This is a genomic window from Priestia sp. 3CA3 (assembly GCF_056836725.1).
In genome coordinates, this window is the sequence record NZ_JBXENJ010000007.1 from 341,448 (window position 1) to 357,638 (window position 16,191).

Below are 16,191 nucleotides of genomic sequence, written 5' to 3' on the forward strand. Positions count from 1 at the left end.
AAAATTACTCCTGCTCTGGGCTGCGTAAATAATAGCCTACTCCACGTCTTGTTACAATCCACATTGGATGGCTTGGATTATCTTCAATTTTTTCACGTAATCTTCGAACTGTTACATCTACCGTACGCACATCACCAAAATAGTCATAACCCCATACAGTTTGAAGCAAGTGTTCACGCGTCATGACTTGTCCAATGTGCTTCGCTAAATAATGCAGCAGCTCAAATTCACGATGAGTCAGTTCAATCGTTTCTCCGCGCTTAGACACAATATAAGCATCTGGATGAATAACAAGTGCTCCAATCGTAATTTCATTCGTTTCACTTTCTTCTGTTGGAACAGCTACCTGCTGATGTCTACGTAAATTAGCTTTTACACGTGCTAATAATTCACGCGTACTGAACGGCTTAGTTACATAATCATCTGCACCTAATTCTAGACCTAAAACCTTGTCAATTTCAGAGTCTTTTGCTGTTAACATGATAATGGGCATATCATATTTTTTGCGCACTTCTCGGCAAACTTCCATTCCATCTTTCTGAGGAAGCATAATATCTAATAAAATCATTTCAGGCTGTACTTCTTCCACTTTTTCAAGTGCTTCTACGCCATCATAAGCACAAAATACTTCGTAACCTTCTTTTTGCAAATTAAACTTTAAAATATCTGCAATCGGCTTTTCGTCATCTACGACTAAAATACGTTTATCCATGATCATCGTTCTCCTTTATTAGTTGAAGCAAAATATAAAAGATAGTATTCATACTGTTTGAATACCGTAGTTTTATTATACTTGATAACCCTTGAAACGTCACAAGTTCATCCTCTACTATACATGAAGATATATGATTTTCAACCATCTCCAAATACAAAAGTAATATATTACCATAAAAGAGATGCAAAGCAAATAACGTTTTCTTTTAAATGTAAATAAAAGAAAAAAGCATGACTTTAAATAAAGTCATGCTTTTTGATGGCTCGGGACGGAATCGAACCGCCGACACAAGGATTTTCAGTCCTTTGCTCTACCAACTGAGCTACCGAGCCAAAATGGCGGTCCCGACGGGAATCGAACCCGCGATCTCCTGCGTGACAGGCAGGCATGTTAACCGCTACACCACGGGACCTCAGTCTATATGCTATGTATTAAAAATATTAAAAATGACCCGTACGGGATTCGAACCCGTGTTACCGCCGTGAAAGGGCGGTGTCTTAACCGCTTGACCAACGGGCCACGTTGTAACAAAAGTGAGCCATGAAGGACTCGAACCTTCGACCCTCTGATTAAAAGTCAGATGCTCTACCAACTGAGCTAATGGCTCATGTTATATCTCTTAGCGACGCTTATTATAATAACATGATATTTCATATAAATGCAATAGTTTTTTTAAAACTTTCTTTTTATTATTGAGCTTTTTTTAAAAGTCTTGTTAAAAAAGCACCAATTATAAATAAAAAAGGTTAGCTCACGAAGAGCTAACTCTTTTTATTTAGCTATATACACCACGTAATACATTTGTTTGTGTACGATCTGGACCTACAGAGAAAATAGATAAAGGAATACCTGTTAATTGAGACACGCGCTCTAAGTAGTGGCGAGCGTTATCAGGTAACTCATCTAATGTTTTCACACCCGTGATATCTTCTGTCCAACCTGGAAGCTCTTCATATACAGGTTCGCATTCTGCAAGTGTTTTTAAGCTAGCAGGGAATTCTTCCATAACTTCCCCTTTATAACGGTAAGCTACACAAATCTTTAATGTCTCAATTCCCGTTAATACATCAATTGAGTTTAAAGATAAGTCTGTGATTCCGCTAACGCGGCGAGCATGACGTACAACTACACTGTCAAACCAACCTACACGGCGAGGACGACCAGTTGTTGTACCATATTCACGTCCTACTTCACGGATTTGATCACCGATTTCGTTTGTTAATTCAGTTGGGAAAGGACCGTCACCAACACGAGTTGTATAGGCTTTTGATACACCTACAACGTGTTTGATCTTAGATGGACCTACACCAGAACCAATTGTTACTCCACCCGCTACTGGGTTTGAAGATGTAACAAATGGATATGTTCCTTGGTCGATATCTAACATAACACCTTGTGCGCCTTCAAATAGTACACGACGTCCTTCGTCTAACGCATCATTTAATACTACTGATGTATCAACAACATATTTTGCAACTTGTTGACCATACTCATAGTACTCATCTAAAATTTCTTCTAATGTAAAGCCTTCTACTTCATACATTTTTTCAAGAAGGCGATTCTTTTCAGCTAAGTTTTGTGTTAATTTTGCTTCAAATACTTCACGGTCTAGTAAATCGGCAATTCGAATACCAACACGTGCTGCTTTATCCATATAAGCTGGTCCAATACCTTTTTTCGTTGTACCAATCTTATTTTCACCTTTACGTTCTTCTTCAACTTCATCTAATTTTAAATGATATGGAAGAATCACATGAGCTCGGTTACTAATACGTAAGTTTTCTGTTGTTACACCGCGATCATGTAAGTATTTTAATTCTTGAACAAGTGCTTTTGGATCAACAACCATACCGTTTCCAATTACACACGTTTTGTCATTATAAAAAATACCTGAAGGAATTAAATGTAACTTATAAGTTTCACCATTAAACTTAATTGTGTGACCTGCATTGTTCCCACCTTGGTAACGTGCAATCACTTCTGCATTTTCTGATAGGAAGTCTGTAATCTTCCCTTTTCCTTCATCTCCCCATTGTGTTCCTACTACAACGACTGAAGACATATCTTAAGCACCTCCGCTTAGTAAGCAACAGCTCACTACGACATAATTTAACCATGGATAAGTGTATCAATTTATCACACTAAAGTCAATTAAATCCGAACGATTTAACAAAAGTTATTACAAATATATCGTATTTTGCGGAACGAATGCGATAACAATAAAATAAAACCTCTCATATTGAGAGGTTTTATGCACCAGGCGGCACTCCTGCGTCATCAAAGCGCCGCTCGAGATTAACGAATTTATTGTATTCTTTTACAAAGGCAAGCTGTACGGTTCCAACTGGACCGTTACGCTGCTTAGCTATAATAATCTCGATAATATTTTGATTTTCTGTGTCTTTTTCATAATAGTCTTCACGATATAAGAAAGCTACGATATCGGCATCCTGCTCAATACTTCCGGATTCACGGATATCAGACATCATCGGTCGCTTATCTTGTCTCTGCTCTACGCCACGGGAAAGCTGTGATAAGGCGATAACAGGAACTTCTAATTCACGGGCTAAAGCTTTTAACGCACGCGAAATTTCAGATACTTCCTGCTGTCGGTTTTCTCCGCTTCGTCCATTACCTTGAATAAGCTGTAAGTAGTCAATTAAAATCATCCCAAGTCCGCCTTCTTGTTTCAAGCGACGACACTTAGAACGAATTTCACCTACTCGAATACCCGGTGTATCATCAATATAAATCCCTGCATTGGACAAAGATCCCATTGCCATCGTGAGCTTTCCCCAGTCATCGGCTGTAAGCGAGCCTGTACGCAGCCTTTGTGCATCAATATTTCCTTCGGCACACAGCATCCTCATAACAAGCTGCTGAGCACCCATCTCTAAACTGAATATTGCTACGTTCTCATCCGTTTTCGTTGCAACGTTTTGCGCAATATTTAAGGCAAAAGCCGTTTTACCTACCGATGGACGCGCCGCTACAATGATTAAATCATTTCGCTGGAACCCTGCTGTCATTCTATCTAAATCACTAAACCCAGTTGGGATACCTGTAATGTCACCTTTTCGATTGTGAAGAACTTCGATATCATCGTATGTTTGTACAAGTACATCTTTGATATTTTGAAACACACCGCTGTTTTTACGCTGTGCTACTTCTAAAATGTTTTTTTCCGCTTCATTTAATAAAACTTCCACTTCGTCTTCCCTTGCATATCCTTCTGAAGCAATATGCGTTGCAGTACGAATTAGACGGCGTAAAATCGACTTTTCTTCTACAATTTTACCGTAATATTCTACGTTTGCAGCCGTTGGAACAGAGTTAGCTAAATCACTTAAATACGATACGCCGCCAACTTCTTCTAGGATTTTTTGGTCAGCTAATTCAGACGTTACCGTTACCAAATCAACCGGTTCACCTTGGTCAGAAAGTTTCAGCATACATGTAAAGATTTTCTGGTGCGATGCCCGATAAAAATCTTCAGGTATCAGCAGTTCAGATGCTAAGGTTAAAGAAGAAGGCTCTAAGAAAATGGCCCCTAATAGCGCTTGCTCTGCTTCAATATTCTGAGGCGGAAGACGATCAGCAAAAAGATCACTCATATTTCTATGCCCCTCTTATATTCTTTCAGTATTTTCTTTCATCATAAATGTTGGCGCGAACAAATACAAGTCCGCGCCAACCCTTTATATTATTTACTTATTTCTCAATCGTACGTTTATTTTTGTTCAGTCACGTGTACCTTTACAGTAGCCGTTACTTCCGGATGTAATTTAACCGGTACATTTGTGTAGCCTAATGCGCGAATGGCATCATTTAATTCAATTTTACGCTTATCTACTTTAATTTTGTGTTTTTTCTTTAATTCTTCAGCAATTTGTTTGCTTGTGATAGAACCGAATAAACGGCCACCTTCACCAGATTTTGCTGTTAATTCAACTGTTAGTTCTTCAAGAGTTGCTTTTAACTCTTTGTTTGCTTGAAGTTCTGCAGCTGCATCTTTTTGCTCTCTATTTTTTTGTGCTTCTAATACCTTCACATTACCGCCTGTAGCTTCAACAGCATAACCATTCTTTAATAAGAAGTTATGTGCATAACCGTCTGAAACATTTTTCACTTCACCTTTTTTGCCTTTTCCTTTTACATCTTTTAAGAAAATTACTTTCATGATTTTTTACCTCCATCTAAGTACTCATCAATTGCTTGTTTAAGCCTTTCTTCAGCTTCATCCAAACTAATGTCTTGAAGCTGAGTAGCAGCATTCGTTAAGTGGCCTCCGCCTTGGAGACTTTCCATAATAACTTGTACATTGATATCTCCAAGCGATCTAGCACTAATGCCAATTAGATTATCCCGTCGCTTAGAAATAACAAACGAAGCAACCACTCCGCTGATTGAAAGCAGCGTATCTGCAGCTTGCGCGATTAACACTTGATCATACATTTTGTTCGGTTCAGCGCGTGAAATGGCAATACCTGCTGTATAAATCTCTGCATGTTCAATAAAGCGTGCTCGCTGTACATATTGTGTGATATCTTCTTTTAAAAACTTTTGAACAAGAACCGTATCTGCGCCTTGAGAACGTAAAAAGGACGCTGCATCAAACGTACGAGATCCCGTGCGTAATGTAAAGCTTTTTGTATCGACAATAATACCGGCTAAAAGTGCTGTTGCTTCTAGCATATCAATTTTAAATCGTTTTGGCTGGTATTCAAGAAGCTCAGTAACGAGTTCTGCTGTCGAGGAAGCATATGGCTCCATATAGACAAGAAGAGGGTCTTCGATAAAGTCTTCTCCTCGTCTATGATGATCAATGACCACGACATTTTCAATACGATTTAATAACCTTTCTTCAATAACGAGCGACGGCTTATGCGTATCTACTACTACTAAAAGAGTATCATCACTCACAAGATTTAAGGCTTCTTCAGGCGTAATAAATCGTTCCCACAGGCCTTCTTTCTTTTTAATCTCTTCTAGCATTCGCTGAACACCTGTATCAATATGATCAGGATCTAGTACGATAAAACCGTCTTTCTGATTTACTTGCGCTACTTTTAATATCCCAATAGCAGCTCCTACAGCATCCATATCCGGATACTTATGACCCATGATAATCACTTTTCCACTCTCTGTAATGAGCTCTTTTAACGCGTGAGAAATAACTCTGGCACGCACGCGCGTCCGTTTTTCCATTGGATTAGTCTTGCCGCCAAAGAATTTCACTTTTCCATTCGGCTGTTTAATCGCTACTTGATCTCCACCTCGGCCTAAGGCCAAATCCAAGCTAGATTGAGCTAAAGCACCCAGCTCAGGTAAATCAGCAGCACCAGCTCCGATACCAATGCTCAATGTAAGCGGTATATTTTGTTTAGACGTCTCTTCTCGAACTTGGTCTAAGATAGAAAATTTGCTTCGCTCTAAATGAATTAAGATTTGTTCATTCATAATCGCAATAAATTTCTCAGAAGACGTACGTTTAATAAAAATACCGTATTCTTGAGCCCAACTATTTAACATAGAAGTTACTTGGCTATTCAAGTTACTTTTAACTTGATCATCCATTCCTTGCGTTAGTTCATCATAATTATCTAAAAAGATAATGCCTAAACTTGTTCGTTCTTCCTCATACAATTTTTCGATTTCTATTTGCTCTGTAATATCAAAGAAGTACAGTAAGCGCTCGTCTCGTTTAATCACCACTTTGAATTTCCGATCATGCAACGTGACAACTTCTGTTTCCACTTCTTGTTTGATCAGTGGAATAATACTCTCTGCCACATCGTATAATGATCTTCCCACCAGTGTGTCTTCACCGAGACAAGATGCTAGAAAAGGATTGGTCCATTCAATTTGATATTCATCATTAAATAGCATAATCCCAATCGGCATTTCCATTAATGCCTCTTCGCCTACTTTTTTCAACCGATGAGACAGCATTGAAATATAGGTTTCAAACTCATCGGACAGCATTCGCTCCATTCTCATGTATAGAAACAGACAGGCTAATAGTAATATAAAGCCTATCATTCCTATGATCCAATTATGATAGGTCACGATACCTACTAAAATCAGGGCTATACTATACAATGAGTAAAATGGATAGCGAATGACGTTCTTTTTTGTAAAGACAGGCATCCATTTCAGCTCCTACTTTTTTAAGTTCCACAATATCTACTTTTTTGTGTCTAATTGTTTTCTTAAATTAAATCCTAAATCAATTATACCTAAGATGCGCACAATTTGAAGGATAATTGGAATAATTAATGCTAAAATTGTTACAACAATTGGAATTGCTTTGGCATACCCTTTTTGATGTGAGAAATAGAAAATAAAAGAGATCCCTTGTAACACGACTAGCATTTGCAGTCCCATCACGATGTTGATAATAGCTACGTACATAAATGTACCTTGTTCAATATTAAAAGATGGGAAGGATAAGATTAATGCAATCAAATAATACCATAGAATACTTTTAGGAAGTTTAAATTCACGAAAAGGCGGGAATGCTTGCACCTCATAACCTGTTCTTTTAAGAATAGGCGTAGCAATAAGCTGAGAGAAAAAGGCTAGAATAACTCCACCCATAACAATTAATAGAGGCAGCAGATTTTTAAACATATCAAATGCATCTCTCATTTGGTCAATTTGAGATTCCTTAACGTCTTGTCCTAAACTTTTCATCATTTCAATACTTTGATTAATCGATTGATCTAAAGCATTATTTATTTGCTCCATTAAATTAACATTAAAAATGACATTTGCTCCTACGAACAATAAAAGTAAACCTAAACTAAATGCAACCGTGCCGCCTAGTAAAATGGTATACCTTTTTTGTTTTTGTCGGTAAAGCATTCCTATTGCTAATCCACCAATACCAAATACAAGTGTAAAAGGAAGAGTCAATACATTTCCAAATAACAAAGTCAATAACAACCCTACTACTAAAAATAATATTGCCTTTTTCCACCCATGACGAACGGTATACACAATAAATGGAACAGCTAGCGCTAGTTGAAAAATGGTTCCCACAACAGGTATGTATAGTGAAAAAAGCAACAGCGCTACAAACAGCGCTAAAAGAGCTGCTCCTTCTGTAATATATCGAATTCCTTTCACAACTTCACCTCGTTGATATAGACTATTATTTATTTTATCGATTCAGTTCATAAGAAGCAACTATTTGGCAAAAGAGCACCTATGTAATGTAAAAAGAGGCAGTAAGGGAATCCTTACTGCCTCTTTTTATACCGTTCATTATTCACCAGAAACATATGGTAATAATGCCATTTGACGAGCGCGTTTGATAGCGATCGTTAATTTACGTTGGTATTTAGCGCTTGTTCCAGTTACACGACGAGGTAAAATTTTACCACGCTCTGAAACGAATTTTTTAAGCATATCTACATCTTTGTAATCGATGTGAGTGATGCCGTTTGCTGTGAAGAAACAAACTTTACGACGTCTGTTGCGTCCACCTTTACGTCCACCTGCCATTTTGATACGCCTCCTTCCGCTTAAAAGTTTCTATAAAATTTTATACTCCGGATAATCTACTGCGAATTAAAACGGTAAATCGTCATCAGAAATGTCAATTGTCTCGCCATTATTTGCAAATGGATCATCATCAACGCGAGTATAACCTTGATTACCTGAGTTACGGTTCTGATTATCTCCAAATGGAGAGCCTTGTCCAGATCCTCCAGTGTTAGCAAAGTTACTGCGTTGCGTATCCCCACCGCCACTTTTCGGCTCTAAAAATTGCACACTTTCCGCTACAACTTCCGTTACGTATACACGACGACCGTCTTGTCCTTCGTAACTGCGAGATTGTAGTCGACCATCAACACCAGCTAAACTTCCTTTTTTAAGGAAATTGGCTGCATTTTCAGCCTGACGACGCCATACAACACAGTTGATGAAGTCAGCTTCACGTTCACCTTGCTGATTTGTAAATGTGCGGTTTACCGCTAAAGTGAATGTTGCAACCGCTGCTCCACTCGGGGTATAACGTAATTCAGGATCTTTGGTTAAGCGTCCTACGAGAATTACGCGATTCATCATCAGAACCACTCCTTAAGGAAATAAAACCCATTTATTTAAACGTTTAATTATGCTTCTTGTTTAACAACGATATGACGGATAATGTCTTCGTTGATTTTCGCAAGACGATCAAATTCAGAAACTGCTTCTGAAGTAGCCGCCACGTCAAGAATCATGTAGTAACCGTCACGGAAATCATTGATTTCGTATGCTAAACGACGTTTACCCCATTCTTTAACATTTGCGATTTCAGCACCATTATCAGTTAATACGCCGTTGAAGCGCTCAACTAATGCTTTCTTTGCTTCGTCATCAATGCTTGGACGGATGATGTACATTACTTCATACTTTCTCATCACTGTCACCTCCTTTTGGTCTAACGGCCCGAAACGGGCAAGGAGCAATAAAATATTACTCACGAATTAAAATTATAGCACACTACCCTAGGCAAAGCAATATGCATTGCGGGCTGTTTCGTAAATATACGCTAATATTTTCGCCAACGATAAAAGCCGAAAGAAGATATCTTCTTTCGGCTTTTAATCTTATACGTTAAAGCGGAAATGCATAACGTCTCCGTCTTTTACGATGTATTCTTTTCCTTCTAAACGTACTTTTCCAGCTTCACGAGCTGCTCCCATTGTTTTGGCAGCTAATAAATCCTCGTATGACACCGTTTCTGCACGAATAAATCCACGTTCAAAATCTGTATGAATAATACCTGCACACTCAGGAGCTTTCATACCTTGTGTAAACGTCCACGCGCGTACTTCTTGCTCACCAGCTGTAAAGTACGTAGCTAATCCAAGTAAATCGTACGCTGCACGTACAAGCTGATCTAGACCTGACTGTTCAATGCCTAGTTCTTCAAGGAACATTGCTTTTTCTTCTCCTTCAAGTTCAGCAATTTCAGATTCAATGCGTGCGCAAACAACAATTACTTCTGCACCTTCGCTTGCCGCATACTCACGCACTTTTGCTACATATTCGTTAGCAGATGCATCGGCTACTTCATCTTCAGCAACGTTTGCTACATAAAGAATAGGCTTAATCGTTAGCAAGTGAAATTGTTTTACTAATTTCATTTGTTCTTCTGTAAATGATACAGCACGAGCTGGCTGATCACTTTCAAATGCATTCTTTAGTTTCTCTAGAATTTCGTATTCATACATTGCTTCTTTATCTTTTTGTTTAGCCATTTTTTGAACACGGCCAATACGTTTCTCTACCGTTTCTAAATCTGCTAAAATCAACTCTAAATTAATTGTTTCAATATCTGAGATAGGATCTACTTTTCCTGAAACGTGCGTGATGTTTTCATCTTCAAAACAACGCACAACGTGACAAATCGCATCTACTTCTCGAATATGAGATAAGAATTTATTTCCCAATCCTTCACCTTTACTAGCACCTTTTACGATTCCAGCGATATCTGTGAATTCAAATGCTGTTGGGATTGTTTTTTTAGGTTTTACAAGCTCTGTAAGTTTTTGAAGACGATGATCAGGTACTTCTACGATACCTACGTTAGGATCAATCGTACAGAAAGGGTAGTTCGCAGATTCTGCGCCCGCTTGTGTAATTGCATTAAATAATGTTGATTTTCCAACGTTAGGAAGACCAACAATTCCAGCTGTTAAAGCCATATATTTATTCACTCCTCTTTATATATCCGAAACAAGTTAACCTGTCACAATTATAGTGAGTCAACTTTTGAAATACAAGTTTGATAAAGAACCTTTAACCGCATGGGGTTAAGGTGCCTCATTTTGTCCCACCTTACAGTATAAGGCATAAACATAGAAAATGCATGAGGTTATTCCTCATGCTTTACAAGAATTTTTTTCATTTTACGTGCAAAATCACGTCTTGGAATCATTACGCTATGGCCGCAGCCTTCACATTTAATACGGATATCCATTCCCATTCGAATGATTTTCCATTCATTTGTACCGCAAGGATGAGGTTTTTTCATTTCCACAACGTCATTTAAACCAAATTCTTTTTCCGTCATCAGCTCTCTCCTCCTTATGTCCCTTTCAACGTCGACGAATGCTGTGCTTCTTCTGTACGATTATACATAACCATACGTGGAAATGGAACTTCAATTCCATGTTCATTTAGCCTTGTACGCACTTCTTTACGAATCATACGAGAAATATGGAAATGTCTCATTGGTTTTACTTCGCTTGTAATCCTCATTGTGACTTCAGTTGCATGGATATTTTGAACCCCCAGCAGTTCAGGCGTTTTCACCATATCTTCATAGCGACTTGGCAATTCTTCTAACAGGTCTAAAATCACTTGTTCTGCTTTTTGTATGTTTTCTTCATAAGAAATGCTTACATCAACGAAAGCTACGCTGTTATGTAACGAAAAATTAGTGACCTCTACAATACTGCCATTGGGTAAAATATTAATTTCGCCTGTCCAACTCTTAATCTTCGTTGTGCGCAACCCAATTTCTTCCACAGTCCCCTCAAATGTTCCTACTCGAACATAATCGCCAACGGAGAACTGATCTTCAAAGATAATAAAAAATCCCGTGATAATGTCTTTCACTAAGTTTTGAGCACCAAACCCTACCGCGAGCCCTACGATTCCAGCCCCCGCTAGCAATCCACGGACATCTACCGATAACGTTTCTAAAATCATAACTCCCGCAACGAAATAAATGGCATAAGAAAAAATATTTTGAAGCAAACGGACCATCGTAGCTTCTCGTCGCTCAGAAATACGCAGAGGGCTATTTGTGCGAACCTCTACGAATTTATTTAACGCTTTCTTTCCAATTCGAATTAAAAACATGGAAATAAGTAGAATCAACAGAATTTTTATAAATCCCTCTCCAATATGTGCCCACGTTTCTTCTTGAAAAAATGGCTCAAACACGTTCTTAAAAACCGACTTCAACGAATTCATACTACATGTAGCTCCTAACGTAACATAATCTGCATATGAGAAAGTTTTAACCTATTGTAGCAAGTTTCTACGAACTTTTGTAGCGATTTCGAAATGGATACAACAGAACGGCTGTTACTAGAAATAAATTGACGATTCCATACATTGGATACAAAACGGCAATCAAAGTAGAAAACCCTACCTTTGTAAAGGGAATCATTAAAAGTAGCCAGCAGGCTGCCAGTTTCCAAAGAGATTGCACCTTTTCAGTATGAAAACGCGCGGTCAATCCTAAAATTCCCGAAACGGCTGTCGTATAAATTGCGATAAGCAAAACAATGCTCATTAAAAACGTCATCATATAAGGAAAATCTTTAAGAATAGCGAATAATGGAATTTCATAAGAGGAAAGAAGCCCTGAAACTTGAATAAGTGATTCATTATAAATAAAGGAGAGACCTCCTAATAAAAAACCACTGCCAACACTTGCAATATAAATCTCTTTTTTGCTTTTAATTTCCTTTCCAATTGTAGATAATACCGCGACGAGAGGAAGAATATTCAAAGCCGTAAAGGTAAAAGCAGCAGGCCAATTATGCTGAAGATGCCAATTAGTTACTCCAGGATGACGTAAAATAAATGTAAGAAGTACGCCAGCTAGTCCAATCATTAAGATTGGCATAACGAAAGAATTGATAGAAAGCAGTCCACTTAATCCTCTTGAAAAAACAAAGACAATCAACGCACTAAGAGCACCAATTCCCCACCAGTAAGGAACATGCCACATTTCCAATGTCGCCCCGCCTCCTGCAATCATAATCACCGTCGTCGTAAACAAATAAAAAACGATTAAAACGTCGTAGGCTGCAGCCCATTTCTTTCCTATTAATTCAATTAATACTGGGTAAAATTGATTGGTTCGATAGCGATAGCTGATTTGCATAATCACATTGCAAGAAATCGCAAAAATAATAGAAAATAGAAAAATAGCAAGTCCGCTTTCTTCACCAAAAAACTGCCATAGTTCTCTTCCAGAAGCATATCCAGCGCCTATCATCGTTCCCATAATTAAGAATATCCATTTACACCCGGCTCTCCACATCGATTTTCCCCCAATCTATGAAATATATGTATAGAATCTTCAAAATCTTCGTATACTGTTACTATTATGTATAAGGAGTGGACCCTATGAATTTAAAATCTCCCTTCTTTGAGAAGACACAACATTCAACCCGCGTATTTCATGATGAAGAATCTGCTATAAAGAAGCTGAGTACACAGTTACTATCTTTACTTCCAGCACAGAAAGACAGACCAATTGTTTTTGTATGTATTGGAACGGACCGTTCAACTGGGGACTCATTGGGTCCATTAGTCGGAACGAAACTGAATGAAAAAAAGGTTTCATCTTTTCATATTTTTGGAACGTTAGAAGAGCCTGTTCATGCTGTTAATTTGAAAGAAACGTTAAAACATATTCAAAAGCTTTTCCCGAATCCTTTTATTATTGGAATTGATGCTTGTTTAGGTCGTATGAAAAGCGTAGGCTCCGCATCACTTGGAATAGGACCCGTTAAACCAGGAGCAGGGGTTAATAAAGAATTGCCGCCAGTCGGGGATATTCATATAACAGGGGTTGTCAACGTGAGCGGATTTATGGAGTTTTTCGTCTTGCAAAATACGAGGCTTCATCTTGTTATGTGCATTGCCGATTTAATTGCGAAAAGCATTGAGACTGTACACAACGAACGAGAGAAAGAGTTTAATGCTTCTCCGGTTTACAAAACTGTAAGACACTATAAACAATAAAAAAGGTTGTCCTAAAACTAGGACAACCTTTTTTATACAGAAGATTTATTGGTCTGAGAAAGATCATTAAATAATTCAAGAAGACGGTTTAAATCTTCTTTAGAGAAAAATTCGATTTCAATTTTTCCTTTTTTCTTGCTTTGTGTAATATGAACAGAGGTACCAAAGCGCTCACGGAGCTGTGTTTCACTTTGTTTTATGAATAAATCTTTATCTTTTTTGGTTTTTGATGTTTCACGTGGAACGGCTTTATTTAAGTGAGCAATATAAGCCTCTAGCTGTCTGACATTTAATTGTTCCTTGCGTATTTTTTCAACTACTTTAGGTAGAAGAGCTTTATTTTTTAAACCGACTAGCGTACGCCCGTGTCCCATAGACAATTCATTAGTAGAAATGAGGGTTTGAATTTCCTCAGGCAGTTGCAAGAGGCGAACATAGTTAGCAATATGAGGTCGGCTTTTTCCTAGTCGTGTAGCAAGTTGCTCCTGTGTCATATCGAGCTTATCCATAAGCAATTGATAAGCGGTTGCTTCTTCAATTGGCGTCAAATCTTCACGCTGTAAATTCTCCAACAAAGCTAGTTCCATCATTTGCTTTTCTGAAAAGTCTTTTATAATGACAGGAACAGTAGCAAGGTCAGCTTCTTTAGCAGCTCTAAATCGTCTTTCACCCGCTAAGATTTCATAGCCTTTAATGCTTTTGCGAGCTACAATAGGCTGTAAGATGCCATGATGTAAAATGGATTGCTTTAACTCATTAATTGCTTCTTTATTAAACGTTTTACGTGGTTGATAGGGGTTGGGTCTAAGTTCGTGAATAGCAACTTCCTGAATTGAATCATCAGCCTGTGCATCTAAGCCTGAAAATAAGGCATTAATTCCTTTCCCTAATCCTTTCGCCATTATAAATCACTTCCTTTGCAAGTTCCGTATAAACTGCGGCCCCTCTAGATCTTGCATCATATAAGATAATTGGTTCACCATGACTAGGTGCTTCGCTCAAACGAACATTTCGAGGAATAATCGTTTGATAAACCCGATCCTGAAAGTACTTCTTCACTTCTGCTGTTACCTGGAGTCCCAAATTTGTGCGTGCGTCAAGCATAGTAAGCAATACACCTTCGATACGCAGTTGATTATTCAAATGTTTTTGGACTAATCTAACGGTATTTAGCAATTGACTTAATCCTTCAAGCGCATAATATTCACACTGTACAGGTATTAAAACAGAATCAGCTGCAGTTAACGCATTTAATGTCAGTAAACCAAGAGAAGGGGGACAATCAATAATAACATAATCAAAGTGATCTTTCACCGTTTCTAAAGCTCTCTTAAGTCGAACTTCACGTGAAATAGTCGACACTAATTCAATTTCTGCACCAGCTAATTGAATGGTCGCGGGAATGATTGATAAATTTTCGACGGCTGTTGAACGCACAACGTTTTTGGCTTCCATATCTTCCACTACTACATTGTAAATACATTCATCTACATCTGCTTTATCTATGCCAACTCCACTCGTAGCGTTACCCTGTGGATCTCCGTCTACAAGTAGAACCTTTTTTCCTTGTTCAGCTAAACAAGCGCCTAAATTAACAGCGGTTGTTGTTTTTCCAACCCCGCCTTTTTGATTCGCAACTGCCACAATTTTCCCCATGTTGTCACCTACTTTCATTTCCATCCCATTTGTCCAGACAGTTTTATTGTTCATTGAATTTTCTGACGAAAAACTTTGATAAAAAAGCCTCATCAAAAAAAGATGAGGGCTATTTCTTTATTTTTTCGGAATCTTAATAGTAAACTGAAAATATTCATCAAACTCTTCTTCTTCTGTGTTTAATGAAATACCGCTGTCACTAACCATTGTCAACGATTGACGGATTGTGTTCATCGCGATACGCGTATCTTTACTAAACGCTTTTCTTTTTGCTTTTGGCTTTTTAACCTGCGTTTCTAACAATTTAACTACTCGATCTTCCGTTTGTTTTACATTTAATTGTTTTTCAATAATCTCAGCTAATACTTGAAGTTGTTTTTCTTGATTTTTGAGGGGAATGAGCGCTCTCGCATGTCGCTCTGTAATCAATTTTTGTTTGATTGCTTCTTGTATTTCAACAGGAAGCTTTAACAAACGAAGCTTGTTTGCAATTGTGGATTGGCCTTTTCCTAAACGTTGAGCTAATGCCTCTTGGGTAAGATTATGTAACTCAATTAACTTTGCGTAGGCTAGTGCTTCTTCGACAGCCGTTAGCTCTTCACGTTGTAAGTTTTCTATTAAAGCCACAGAGGCCGTTTCTGTATCGTTAAAATGTTTCACAATTGCAGGAACCGTATCCCATCCTAAGCTTTGTACAGCTCTCCACCGGCGTTCTCCAGCAATTAATTCGTATTCTTCGCCCTCAGTCGGTCGAACCACAATAGGTTGAATAATACCGTGTGTATGAATAGTAAGAGCTAGCTCTTCAATTTTTGCTTCATTAAACACAGTACGCGGCTGATAACGATTCGGAATAATACTTGAAACCCTAATTTGTTTTACTTCATCTCTTAAAACTTTTTCGACATTTTCATCTTGGACAGTTTCAATCTCTACATGAATATCCTCATCTTTTTCTTTTAAATTAAAAAAACGTGAAAAAGCAGATTTCATAGTCCCACACCACCTTCAGGAAAATCCCGCCTTAAACTAATTCGATGTTTTTTAATCATATC

17 protein-coding genes and 4 tRNA genes are annotated in these 16,191 nt (G+C 38.0%); 1 reads left to right on the forward strand and 20 read right to left on the reverse strand.

The window, feature by feature from the left end; all coding sequences use genetic code 11:
- Nucleotides 1-4 precede the first annotated feature (4 nt).
- The 17 genes from yycF to AC1VNJ_RS20240 all read right to left on the reverse strand — a co-directional run bounded on the left by yycF (nt 5) and on the right by AC1VNJ_RS20240 (nt 12,773).
- Nucleotides 5-712 carry a response regulator YycF gene (gene yycF, locus AC1VNJ_RS20160; RefSeq protein WP_013085552.1) on the reverse strand — a complete coding sequence of 236 codons (708 nt, stop codon included), beginning with the start codon at nt 710-712 and terminating at the stop codon, nt 5-7.
- A gap of 262 nt (nt 713-974) precedes the next feature.
- A tRNA-Phe gene (locus tag AC1VNJ_RS20165) sits at nt 975-1,047 on the reverse strand.
- 4 nt (nt 1,048-1,051) lie between these two features.
- A tRNA-Asp gene (locus AC1VNJ_RS20170) sits at nt 1,052-1,127 on the reverse strand.
- 35 nt (nt 1,128-1,162) lie between these two features.
- A tRNA-Glu gene (locus tag AC1VNJ_RS20175) sits at nt 1,163-1,234 on the reverse strand.
- Between the two features lie 15 nt (nt 1,235-1,249).
- Nucleotides 1,250-1,322 (reverse strand) — tRNA-Lys (locus AC1VNJ_RS20180).
- A 168-nt stretch (nt 1,323-1,490) separates the two neighbouring features.
- Nucleotides 1,491-2,777: an adenylosuccinate synthase gene (locus AC1VNJ_RS20185; RefSeq protein ID WP_013085553.1), complete on the reverse strand. Its 1,287-nt coding sequence runs from the start codon at nt 2,775-2,777 to the stop codon at nt 1,491-1,493.
- 187 nt (nt 2,778-2,964) lie between these two features.
- Nucleotides 2,965-4,329 carry a replicative DNA helicase gene (dnaB, locus tag AC1VNJ_RS20190; protein WP_013059909.1) on the reverse strand — a complete coding sequence of 455 codons (1,365 nt, stop codon included), beginning with the start codon at nt 4,327-4,329 and terminating at the stop codon, nt 2,965-2,967.
- Between the two features lie 116 nt (nt 4,330-4,445).
- Nucleotides 4,446-4,895 (reverse strand): 50S ribosomal protein L9, encoded by a 450-nt coding sequence (gene rplI, locus AC1VNJ_RS20195; protein ID WP_013059910.1) that lies wholly within the window; start codon nt 4,893-4,895, stop codon nt 4,446-4,448.
- Nucleotides 4,892-6,865: a DHH family phosphoesterase gene (locus AC1VNJ_RS20200; protein WP_025752414.1), complete on the reverse strand. Its 1,974-nt coding sequence runs from the start codon at nt 6,863-6,865 to the stop codon at nt 4,892-4,894. The genes rplI and AC1VNJ_RS20200 overlap by 4 nt, the downstream gene beginning before the upstream one ends.
- 36 nt (nt 6,866-6,901) lie before the next feature.
- Nucleotides 6,902-7,846, reverse strand: a complete 945-nt coding sequence (locus tag AC1VNJ_RS20205) for a YybS family protein (RefSeq protein ID WP_033580875.1) — start codon at nt 7,844-7,846, stop codon at nt 6,902-6,904.
- Between the two features lie 138 nt (nt 7,847-7,984).
- A complete protein-coding gene (gene rpsR, locus AC1VNJ_RS20210) occupies nt 7,985-8,224 on the reverse strand; it encodes a 30S ribosomal protein S18 (RefSeq protein ID WP_013059913.1) in 240 nt (79 codons plus the stop codon).
- A gap of 66 nt (nt 8,225-8,290) precedes the next feature.
- Nucleotides 8,291-8,791, reverse strand: a complete 501-nt coding sequence (gene ssb, locus AC1VNJ_RS20215; protein WP_013059914.1) for a single-stranded DNA-binding protein — start codon at nt 8,789-8,791, stop codon at nt 8,291-8,293.
- 47 nt (nt 8,792-8,838) lie between these two features.
- The gene (rpsF, locus tag AC1VNJ_RS20220) at nt 8,839-9,126 is read right to left on the reverse strand and encodes a 30S ribosomal protein S6 (protein ID WP_013059915.1); all 288 of its coding nucleotides are present in this window, start codon (nt 9,124-9,126) and stop codon (nt 8,839-8,841) included.
- Nucleotides 9,127-9,315: 189 nt separating this feature from the next.
- Nucleotides 9,316-10,416: a redox-regulated ATPase YchF gene (gene ychF, locus AC1VNJ_RS20225; RefSeq protein ID WP_028411917.1), complete on the reverse strand. Its 1,101-nt coding sequence runs from the start codon at nt 10,414-10,416 to the stop codon at nt 9,316-9,318.
- Between the two features lie 170 nt (nt 10,417-10,586).
- Nucleotides 10,587-10,784, reverse strand: a complete 198-nt coding sequence (locus AC1VNJ_RS20230; protein ID WP_013059917.1) for a DUF951 domain-containing protein — start codon at nt 10,782-10,784, stop codon at nt 10,587-10,589.
- A gap of 14 nt (nt 10,785-10,798) precedes the next feature.
- The gene (locus tag AC1VNJ_RS20235; RefSeq protein ID WP_028409761.1) at nt 10,799-11,692 is read right to left on the reverse strand and encodes a mechanosensitive ion channel family protein; all 894 of its coding nucleotides are present in this window, start codon (nt 11,690-11,692) and stop codon (nt 10,799-10,801) included.
- A 67-nt stretch (nt 11,693-11,759) separates the two neighbouring features.
- Complete coding sequence (locus AC1VNJ_RS20240; protein ID WP_098627078.1) at nt 11,760-12,773, reverse strand: YkvI family membrane protein; 1,014 nt, start codon at nt 12,771-12,773, stop codon at nt 11,760-11,762.
- 86 nt (nt 12,774-12,859) lie between these two features.
- Here AC1VNJ_RS20240 and yyaC point away from each other — a divergent pair, with 86 nt between their 5' ends.
- Entirely contained in the window at nt 12,860-13,480 is a 621-nt protein-coding gene (gene yyaC, locus AC1VNJ_RS20245) for a spore protease YyaC (protein WP_482641210.1), read from the forward strand.
- Nucleotides 13,481-13,512: 32 nt separating this feature from the next.
- Here the strand turns inward: yyaC and AC1VNJ_RS20250 are convergent, their stop codons facing one another.
- The 3 genes from AC1VNJ_RS20250 to noc all read right to left on the reverse strand — a co-directional run bounded on the left by AC1VNJ_RS20250 (nt 13,513) and on the right by noc (nt 16,129).
- Nucleotides 13,513-14,382, reverse strand: coding sequence for a ParB/RepB/Spo0J family partition protein (locus tag AC1VNJ_RS20250; RefSeq protein WP_013059921.1), 870 nt, complete (start codon nt 14,380-14,382; stop codon nt 13,513-13,515).
- Entirely contained in the window at nt 14,354-15,136 is a 783-nt protein-coding gene (locus AC1VNJ_RS20255; RefSeq protein WP_013059922.1) for a ParA family protein, read from the reverse strand. The genes AC1VNJ_RS20250 and AC1VNJ_RS20255 overlap by 29 nt, the downstream gene beginning before the upstream one ends.
- 117 nt (nt 15,137-15,253) lie before the next feature.
- The gene (gene noc / locus AC1VNJ_RS20260) at nt 15,254-16,129 is read right to left on the reverse strand and encodes a nucleoid occlusion protein (RefSeq protein WP_013059923.1); all 876 of its coding nucleotides are present in this window, start codon (nt 16,127-16,129) and stop codon (nt 15,254-15,256) included.
- Nucleotides 16,130-16,191: the final 62 nt, after the last annotated feature.

Bases quoted from the DNA above. Each gene is read 5' to 3' on its own strand.
- yycF (WP_013085552.1), bottom strand. From the start codon at position 712: ATGGATAAACGTATTTTAGTCGTAGATGACGAAAAGCCGATTGCAGAT.
- AC1VNJ_RS20185 (WP_013085553.1), bottom strand. From the start codon at position 2,777: ATGTCTTCAGTCGTTGTAGTAGGAACACAATGGGGAGATGAAGGAAAA.
- dnaB (WP_013059909.1), bottom strand. From the start codon at position 4,329: ATGAGTGATCTTTTTGCTGATCGTCTTCCGCCTCAGAATATTGAAGCA.
- rplI (WP_013059910.1), bottom strand. From the start codon at position 4,895: ATGAAAGTAATTTTCTTAAAAGATGTAAAAGGAAAAGGCAAAAAAGGT.
- AC1VNJ_RS20200 (WP_025752414.1), bottom strand. From the start codon at position 6,865: ATGCCTGTCTTTACAAAAAAGAACGTCATTCGCTATCCATTTTACTCA.
- rpsR (WP_013059913.1), bottom strand. From the start codon at position 8,224: ATGGCAGGTGGACGTAAAGGTGGACGCAACAGACGTCGTAAAGTTTGT.
- ssb (WP_013059914.1), bottom strand. From the start codon at position 8,791: ATGATGAATCGCGTAATTCTCGTAGGACGCTTAACCAAAGATCCTGAA.
- rpsF (WP_013059915.1), bottom strand. From the start codon at position 9,126: ATGAGAAAGTATGAAGTAATGTACATCATCCGTCCAAGCATTGATGAC.
- ychF (WP_028411917.1), bottom strand. From the start codon at position 10,416: ATGGCTTTAACAGCTGGAATTGTTGGTCTTCCTAACGTTGGAAAATCA.
- AC1VNJ_RS20230 (WP_013059917.1), bottom strand. From the start codon at position 10,784: ATGACGGAAAAAGAATTTGGTTTAAATGACGTTGTGGAAATGAAAAAA.
- AC1VNJ_RS20235 (WP_028409761.1), bottom strand. From the start codon at position 11,692: ATGAATTCGTTGAAGTCGGTTTTTAAGAACGTGTTTGAGCCATTTTTT.
- AC1VNJ_RS20240 (WP_098627078.1), bottom strand. From the start codon at position 12,773: ATGTGGAGAGCCGGGTGTAAATGGATATTCTTAATTATGGGAACGATG.
- yyaC (WP_482641210.1), top strand. From the start codon at position 12,860: ATGAATTTAAAATCTCCCTTCTTTGAGAAGACACAACATTCAACCCGC.
- AC1VNJ_RS20250 (WP_013059921.1), bottom strand. From the start codon at position 14,382: ATGGCGAAAGGATTAGGGAAAGGAATTAATGCCTTATTTTCAGGCTTA.
- AC1VNJ_RS20255 (WP_013059922.1), bottom strand. From the start codon at position 15,136: ATGGGGAAAATTGTGGCAGTTGCGAATCAAAAAGGCGGGGTTGGAAAA.
- noc (WP_013059923.1), bottom strand. From the start codon at position 16,129: ATGAAATCTGCTTTTTCACGTTTTTTTAATTTAAAAGAAAAAGATGAG.